This window comes from Thiocapsa sp. (genome assembly GCF_035467215.1).
Classification (GTDB): domain Bacteria; phylum Pseudomonadota; class Gammaproteobacteria; order Chromatiales; family Chromatiaceae; genus Thiocapsa.
Genome location: NZ_DATITZ010000271.1, coordinates 23,230 through 31,311, shown reverse-complemented (window position 1 = coordinate 31,311; position 8,082 = coordinate 23,230). Strand labels below are relative to the sequence as shown.

General features: G+C 63.5%; 7 protein-coding genes. 2 read left to right on the top strand and 5 right to left on the bottom strand.

The window, feature by feature from the left end; all coding sequences use genetic code 11:
- The 4 genes from VLR48_RS15470 to metG all read right to left on the bottom strand — a co-directional run.
- On the bottom strand, positions 1-687 hold a 687-nt coding region (locus VLR48_RS15470; RefSeq protein WP_325292653.1), incomplete at its 3' end, for an RnfABCDGE type electron transport complex subunit C.
- Positions 688-700: 13 nt separating this feature from the next.
- Positions 701-1,273, bottom strand: a complete 573-nt coding sequence (gene rsxB, locus VLR48_RS15465) for an electron transport complex subunit RsxB (RefSeq protein WP_325292652.1) — start codon at positions 1,271-1,273, stop codon at positions 701-703.
- Between the two features lie 13 nt (positions 1,274-1,286).
- The gene (gene rsxA, locus VLR48_RS15460; RefSeq protein WP_325292651.1) at positions 1,287-1,868 is read right to left on the bottom strand and encodes an electron transport complex subunit RsxA; all 582 of its coding nucleotides are present in this window, start codon (positions 1,866-1,868) and stop codon (positions 1,287-1,289) included.
- Positions 1,869-2,325: 457 nt separating this feature from the next.
- Entirely contained in the window at positions 2,326-4,407 is a 2,082-nt protein-coding gene (gene metG / locus VLR48_RS15455; RefSeq protein ID WP_325292650.1) for a methionine--tRNA ligase, read from the bottom strand.
- Positions 4,408-4,651: 244 nt separating this feature from the next.
- Between metG and apbC the strand changes: the two genes are divergently transcribed.
- Both apbC and dcd read left to right on the top strand, forming a co-directional pair.
- Positions 4,652-5,743, top strand: a complete 1,092-nt coding sequence (apbC, locus tag VLR48_RS15450) for an iron-sulfur cluster carrier protein ApbC (protein WP_325292649.1) — start codon at positions 4,652-4,654, stop codon at positions 5,741-5,743.
- 327 nt (positions 5,744-6,070) lie between these two features.
- Complete coding sequence (gene dcd / locus VLR48_RS15445) at positions 6,071-6,637, top strand: dCTP deaminase (protein WP_325292648.1); 567 nt, start codon at positions 6,071-6,073, stop codon at positions 6,635-6,637.
- A gap of 196 nt (positions 6,638-6,833) precedes the next feature.
- Here dcd and VLR48_RS15440 read toward each other — a convergent pair whose 3' ends face one another.
- The gene (locus VLR48_RS15440; protein WP_325292655.1) at positions 6,834-8,069 is read right to left on the bottom strand and encodes a glycosyltransferase; all 1,236 of its coding nucleotides are present in this window, start codon (positions 8,067-8,069) and stop codon (positions 6,834-6,836) included.
- Between the last annotated feature and the right edge of the window lie 13 nt (positions 8,070-8,082).

Below are 8,082 nucleotides of genomic sequence, written 5' to 3'. Positions count from 1 at the left end.
GAAGTGCATGGCTTCGAACGCCTCGGGCTTGTTGTCCTCGATCCCGATCAGGATCCGCGGCTCGCCAAGCAAGTGATGCATGATCCGTGCGCCCGCGAGGATGTCGCCGGCGCGCGAGCGCATCAGCAGATCGTCGCAGGTGATGTAGGGCTCGCACTCGGCCCCGTTGATGATCAGGGTGCGGATGCGTTGATCCGGACCGGGGTTGAGCTTGACGCTGGTCGGAAACGAGGCGCCGCCGAGTCCGACCACGCCGGCCCAACGGATGCGCTCGCGAATCTCGGACGGGTCCAGCTGCGCGTAATGGGTCATCGGCTCCGGCAGCTCGGTCCAGGTGTCCTCGCCGTCGGTCTCGATCACGGCGCAGAGCGCGGAGAGCCCCGACGGGTGCGGCACCGGATGCGGCTCGATCGCGACCAGGGTGCCCGAGCTCGAGGCGTGGATGCAGGCGCTGACATAACCTTCGGCCTGCGCCAACAGCTGTCCTTTGAGGACGCGTTCGCCCACCGTCGCCACCGGCCGCGCGGTCGCCCCGATATGCTGCTGCAGAGGGATCACGAGGCGCTTGGGCAGTGGCATGACCTCCACGGCGCGGACGTTCGAGAGCGCCTTCTCGTCGGGCACATGGATCCCGCCGTGGAACGTCCACAAGCGATCACGGCGCAGGAGTGATTGGATGGCTGCCATGGCAGGGCTCCGGTCAGGCTGCCTCGGTTTCCCGCTCGGGCGACGCCGTGCGGGAGGCGGGCTCGCTGGACGGATAAGGCCAGCGCCAATGGGGGATGTCGGTGGCGATCGGCACCATATGTATGCACTCCACCGGGCAGGGCGGCAAACAGAGCTCGCAGCCCGTACATTCGGCGGCGATGATACCGTGGAGCTGCTTGGCGGCGCCGACGATGGCGTCGACCGGGCAGGCTTGCAGACACAGGGTGCAGCCGATGCAGGTCTCGGCGTCGATCACGGCGACCGAAGGCGGCTTCTCTTCGACCTCGAGTGCGGCAGGCTCGCGCCCGAGCAGATCCGCTAAGGCGAGCAGGGTCGCCTCCCCGCCGGGGATGCACTTGTTGATCTCGTCCTCGCCGCGGGCCAGGGCCTCGGCATAGGGTCGGCATCCGGGGTGACCGCATTGGCCGCACTGGGTTTGCGGCAGGAGCGCATCGATCTGATCGGCGATCGGGTTGCCTTCGACGCGAAACCGGATGGCCGAGTAGCCGAGCAGCAGTCCGAGGACGGCGGAGAGTGCGGTCATGGCGAGGATAGCGGTCAACATGGCGATCGTCCGGTCAGCTCGACACGAGCCCGGCGAAACCCATGAAGGCCAGGGACATCAGGCCCGCGGTGATCAGGGCGATGGCGCTGCCCTGGAAAGGCTCCGGGACATCGCCGACCGCGACACGCTCGCGCACCGCGGCGAACAGCGTCAGCACGAGCGAGAAGCCGACTGCCGCACCGAAACCGTAAAGCGTGGCCTCGACCAGGCTGCGCTCGGCCTGCAGGTTCAGCAAGGCAACACCGAGCACGGCACAGTTGGTCGTGATGAGCGGCAAAAAGATCCCCAGCACCTGATAGAGCAGCGGGCTGGTCTTGCGCATGATGGTCTCGGTGAACTGCACCACCGCGGCGATCACCACGATGAAGGCGATGATGCGCAGATACTCGATGCCGAGCGGCACCAGCATGTACTTGTTCACGAGCCAGGAGGTCACGGAGGAGAGCGTCATCACGAAGGTCGTCGCCAGACCCATGCCCGCGGCCGTCTCGAGCTTCTTCGAGACGCCCATGAAAGGGCAGAGTCCGAGAAACTTCACCAGCACGAAGTTGTTGACCAACACGGTGCCGATCAGGATGAGCGCGTATTCAGTCATGCTCTCTTTGGCTTCGGGGCGTGCGAAGGGCGGTTGATGCGCTGTCGGGTCGCGGAACGAGTCGCGAAATGCTGCAAGCGCGAAATCGCCGAAGGATACGCCTCGGGGGCGGTTTGCTACAACACCGGGACTGAAGGGTTATGGGGGAATCGCCTCCGGCCTCCAGCCTTCAGCCTCCAGTCTTTAACCTTTCCTGATTAGAAATAATCGTCCGCCAGGCTCACGGAATAAGCCACCGATCGGCGCAGAATGCTCCCTGATCCACCATCGGACGGAGCCTGCCATGACCATGAATCGAACCCGCTGGTATCCGGCTGCCCCAACGGGGCTCACCACGCGAGCCCAGGGCAACGCCCCGGGAACACTAATCAGGTAACCTTTAGCCTTTAGCGCAACTTGTGCCTTCTATCGTCGGCACAACCGGGCTGCCCTCGGTCCACGGGCTGCGCTATCCGGTTCATTTCACCCGCATCCCCGGCTGCGCCCCGGCGTCCGGGCTAAGGATGAAGATGTCTTTGCCGCCGGGACCGGCGGCCAGCACCATGCCCTCGGAGACGCCGAAGCGCATCTTGCGCGGGGCGAGGTTGGCGACCATGACGGTCAACCGGCCTTCCAGGTCGCTCGGGTCGTAGGCCGAGCGGATGCCGGCGAAGACGGTGCGGGTCTCGCCGCCGAGGTCCAGTTCCAGCTTCAGGAGTTTGTCGGCGCCCTCGACGAGACCGGCCGAGCGGATGCGGGCGATGCGCAGATCGAGTTTGCCGAAGGTCTCGATGTCGATCGTCTCGGCAATCGGCTGCCCGCTCAGGTACTTGCTTGACTCGTCTGCGGTGGCCGGCGGCGGTGCCGTCGTGCTCAGGTCTTCCTTGGATGCCTCCAGCATGGCCTCGATGTGGGCCGGCTCGACGCGGGTCATCAGCGGCTTGAAGGGGGCGATCTCATGGTCGAGCAAGGGCTCGGCGATCGCGTCCCAGGTCAGCGGCTCGATCCGCATGAAGGCTTCCGAATCGGCGGCGGTGCCCGGCAGGATCGGGCGCAGATAGCCGATCAGGATGCGGAAGAGGTTGATGCCCATCGAGCAGACCGCGTGAAGGTCGGCCTCTCGAGCCGGGTCTTTCGCGATCACCCAAGGCGCCTGCTCGTCGATGTATTGATTGGCGCGGTCGGCCAGCGCCATGATCTCGCGCACGGCGCGGCTGAGCTCGCGTCGCTCGTAGGCGAGGGCGATGGATTCACCGGCCTGCACGAAATCGGCATGAAGCTGCGGATCGGCCAGGGTCGGGGAGAGTTTGCCCGCGAAACGCTTGGCGATGAACCCGGCGCTGCGGCTGGCGATGTTCACGACCTTGCCGACCAGATCCGAGTTCACGCGGGCGGTGAAGTCCTGGAGATTCAGATCGATGTCATCGACGCCCGGGCCCAGCTTGGCCGCGAAGTAGTAGCGCAGATATTCGGGATTGAGATGATCCAGATAGGTGCGGGCCTTGATGAAGGTCCCGCGCGACTTGGACATCTTCTGTCCGTCGACCGTCAGGAACCCGTGTGCGAAGACCGCGGACGGTGTGCGGAAATCGGCACCGTGGAGCATCGCCGGCCAAAAGAGGGCATGGAAATAGATGATGTCCTTGCCGATGAAGTGATACAGCTCCGCGGTCGACTCCTTGGCCCAGAACCGATCGAAGTCCAATCCGGCGGCGCGCCCGCGGGGGCTTTCGCAGAGATTCAGGAAGCTCGCCATGTAGCCGATCGGGGCATCGAGCCAGACGTAGAAGAATTTGCCCGGATGGTCCGGGATCTCGAAGCCGAAGTAGGGCGCGTCGCGCGAGATGTCCCATTCCTGCAGGCCGGCGTCGAACCACTCGTCGAGCTTGTTCGCGACCTGGGCCTGTAGACCGCCGCCGCGGGTCCAGTCGCGCAGCATCGGCTCGAAGTCGCCGAGGCGGAAGAAATAGTGGTCGGACTCGCGCTGCTCGGGCACGGCGCCCGAGACCGCCGAGCGCGGGTTTTTGAGCTCGTTCGGTGAATAACTCGCCCCGCATGCCTCGCAGTTGTCGCCGTACTGGTCCGGCGCGCCGCACTTGGGACACTCGCCCTTGATGAAGCGATCGGGAAGGAACATCTGCTCGACCGGATCGTAGGCTTGGGTGATGGTGCGCTTGCTGATGTGGCCCTTGTCGCGGTTGCGTTCGTAGATGAGATTGGCGAAGTAGCGGTTCTCATCCGAGTGCGTCGAGTGATAGTTGTCGAAACCCACCCGGAAGGCTGCGAAATCCGCCGCGTGCTCCTCGGCGACCCGCGCGATTAACGCCTCGGGGGTGATGCCCTCCTGGCGCGCGCGCAACATGATGGGCGTGCCGTGGGCGTCGTCCGCGCACACGTACCAGCAGGCATGCCCGCGCATCTTCTGGAAACGCACCCAGATATCGGTCTGGATATATTCGACCAGATGGCCGATGTGGATCGGCCCGTTGGCATAGGGCAGTGCGCTGGTGACCAGAATGTCTCGAGGGCTGCCGCCCCGGATGTCGCGGGTTTGACTCATGGATGGGCTCAAGTGGATCGGCTTTAGGGTCTCGAACGATGTCCCAGTATCTCACGGCCCGTCGCGGTCCGGACAGAGCGGCCCGGGCCGGCGGGTTTCGCGTCTGGGCTTGATTTAAGGCAGGTCCACACCATAACTCCGAGGGAACTTTTCCGATCCCGGGCGCATGATCGCGGCCTACCGAAAAGCACTTGTTTTCGTGACCCGGCAGCGCCGGGCGCATCCATCTATCCTGGAGTACCTCATGTCCGAACCCACGAAAGAAGCCGTCGAAGCCGCCATCAAGGGCTACAAGGAACCCCATCTCGGGCGCGATCTCGTGGCGGCGCATTCGATCAAGGGCATCGAGATCGAGGGCGGTCAGGTCCGCATCAAGGTCGTCTTGGGGTTCCCGGCCAAGACCATCTGCGCCGGCATCGCCAAGACGCTCGAAGAGGCTGTTCTGAAGGTCGAGGGCGTCGAGATGGTTCAGGTCGACGTGACCTCGGAGATCAAGTCGCACTCGGTTCAAAAGTCGCTCAAGCCGATCGACAACATCAAGAACATCATCGCCGTGGCGTCGGGTAAGGGCGGTGTGGGCAAATCCACGACTGCCGTCAACCTCGCGCTTGCGTTGTCGGCCGAAGGCGCGAGTGTGGGCATTCTGGACGCCGACATCTACGGCCCGTCCCAGCCGCGTATGCTCGGCATTTCCGGCAAGCCCGAATCCAAGGACGGCAAGAGTCTGGAGCCGATGAACGCCTACCACCTTCAAGCGATGTCCATCGGCTTCCTGATCGACGAAGAAACGCCCATGATCTGGCGCGGCCCGATGGTCACCCAGGCCCTGGAGCAGCTGCTCAACGACACCAACTGGTCGGATCTCGACTATCTGGTCATTGACCTTCCGCCGGGTACGGGCGATACGCAATTGACCCTCGCGCAGAAGGTGCCGGTGTCGGGCGCGGTCATCGTTACCACCCCTCAGGACATCGCCCTGCTCGACGCGCGCAAGGGCCTGAAAATGTTCCAAAAGGTCGAAGTTCCGGTGCTCGGCATCGTCGAGAACATGAGCACTCACATCTGTTCGGCCTGCGGTCACGAGGAGCACATCTTCGGCGAAGGCGGCGGACAGAAAATGTCCGAGCAGTACGGCATCGATCTGCTCGGCTCGCTCCCGCTGAACGGCCACATCCGCGAGGAGACGGACAACGGCAAGCCGACCGTGGTCGCCCAGCCGGATTCGCGTGTCGCCGAGATCTATCGCGAGATCGCCCGCAAGACCGCTGCCAAGCTGTCGTTGCAAGCCAAGGATTACGCTTCGAAATTCCCGCGGATCGTGATCCAAAACAACTAAACTGCGCCTTTTGGAGTCTGCGAGGGCCGGGTTTGCTTCGGCCTCGTGGACTCCTGTCGGTGTCGTGCCGCGCGCAGTTTAGGATTTTTTGGGATTCGATCTCGACGAGCGGCCCAGTCCATGGCAGGTTCGGCTGGAAAAGACACGGACCACACGTAGCAACGAATGTCTCTTCTCCGTCTACTCCGTCTTCCCGTGATAAGGAGCTGCCGAAGGTTTATACGGCCCTAATCGACAGGGGTGCTTTTTGGCAGCGGCTCTCCTGGTTGTTGTACTCGGCTCCGCGGTGTAGCCTTTCCGGCTTTGCGCGCACACCGGGATTTCGCGATGGCCATCAAATCCGACCGTTGGATCCGCCATATGGCCGAAGAAGGCGGCATGATCGATCCGTTCGAGCCGGTTCAGGTCCGCGAGGGCGAGCAGGGACGGGTCATCTCCTACGGGACGTCGAGCTACGGCTACGACGTGCGGTGCGCCGACGAGTTCAAGATCTTCACCAACATCAACTCGGCCATCGTCGATCCGAAAAACTTCGACTCGAACGGCTTTGTCGATCTCAAGTCCGACGTCTGCATCATCCCTCCGAACTCGTTTGCGCTGGCGCGCACGGTCGAATATCTCCGTATCCCGCGGAATGTATTGACGATTTGTCTCGGAAAAAGCACGTATGCGCGTTGCGGCATCATCGTGAACGTTACGCCGTTGGAGCCCGAATGGGAGGGGCATGTGACCCTGGAGTTCTCCAACACCACGCCGTTGCCGGCGAAGATCTACGCGAACGAAGGCGTGGCTCAGATCCTCTTCTTCGAGTCGGACGAGGTCTGCGAGACCTCCTACAAGGATCGCGGCGGCAAGTATCAGGGCCAACGCGGGGTGACCTTGCCGAAGTCTTGATGTCCGCCGAACCGCGTCTGGACCGACATGCCGACTTTCGAGTGAGCGCGACGTTTGGTGCATCCACGGCCCTCGGCAGGGACGCGGTTCAAAACCATCTCTTCTTCAATACCCTAAACCGCGCCCTTTCCAGCGGTCGTTGAGTCTGCCCGGGCCGATCCCGCCTGAAAACCTTCCATACCGCACCGGGCGCGGTTTAGCCGACGTCGTCGGTCTTCGGGGTTTGGTCGACCGCCGGATCCGCCGCCCAACGGCGCCCGGACCGCACGATGACCTGTCCGTAAAACTGCAACATCCGCTCCGCGAGGACGGGCGCCGACCAGGACCTGGCGTGCGCGACCGCCTCGACTCGCCGTCGAGGCGGTCGCGAACGCAGTGCCGGATCCTTGAGGACCCGCACCGTCTTCTCGGCGAAGTCGGTCTCGTCGTCCTCGGCGATCAGCGATCCGCCGCTGCCGGCCAGGACCTCTGCTGTGCCCATCACGGCCGTCGAGACCACCGGCACGCCAAGCGCCATCGCCTCCAGGAGCACGAGTCCTTGGGTCTCGGTCTTCGAGGCGAAGACGAAGGCCGAGCCGGCGCAGTAGCAGTCCTCGAGGGACCCGTCGCGCTCCAGATAGCCCGTGAACAAGGTGTTGTCGGCCAGCCCGAGATGATTCGCCAGGCTCTGAAGCCGGCGGTGTGCCGGACCCTCCCCCGCGATGACGAGGAGCACATCCGGGACCTGCGTCTTGACGCGCACGAGCATCCGCAGAATGAAGTCGATGTTCTTCTCGAAGGCGAGGCGGCTGACGTGCACCAGAACGGGACGTCCGGGCGGGATGCTCCACCGGTTGCGGAAACGGTCACCGTCGCCTTGACTGAACTGGACGAGCTCGATCCCGGTCGGGATGACCCTCGCAGGCGTCTTCACCCCGTAGCCCTTCAGGACCTCGAGCATGGCGTGCGAGGGCACCGCCAGTGCATCGACATCGTTGCACTGGGCCGTCGAGAAGTCGCGTGCGAGCCGTTGCATCCACGACGTCGGGACGAAAGGGACATAGTGATGGAGATACTGCTCAAAGAAGGTGTGGTAGCTCTCCACCACCGGGATACCCAAGCGCTTGGCGATCCCCAGGCCCAGATAGTGCGCGAAGAACGGTGTTTGGATGTGCATCAGATCGTATCCACGGCTCGCCAGCATGCGATCGTGTCGACGGATCTCGCGGGGACGCAGCATCCGGTCTTCCGGGTCGATCACCAGGTAGCGCGACGGGATGCGCAAAACCTCGAACGGCTCGGGGGCGGATTCGCCCCCGGCTGCCGAATAGTCCGGCGCAATCAGGGTGAGCTCATGTCCTTTGTCGACGAATTCCCGCGCAAACGTCTGAATCGACGTCGATACGCCCGTGATGCGAGGGAAGTAGACGTCGGAGATCATCAGGATGCGCATTAGATGGACTTGC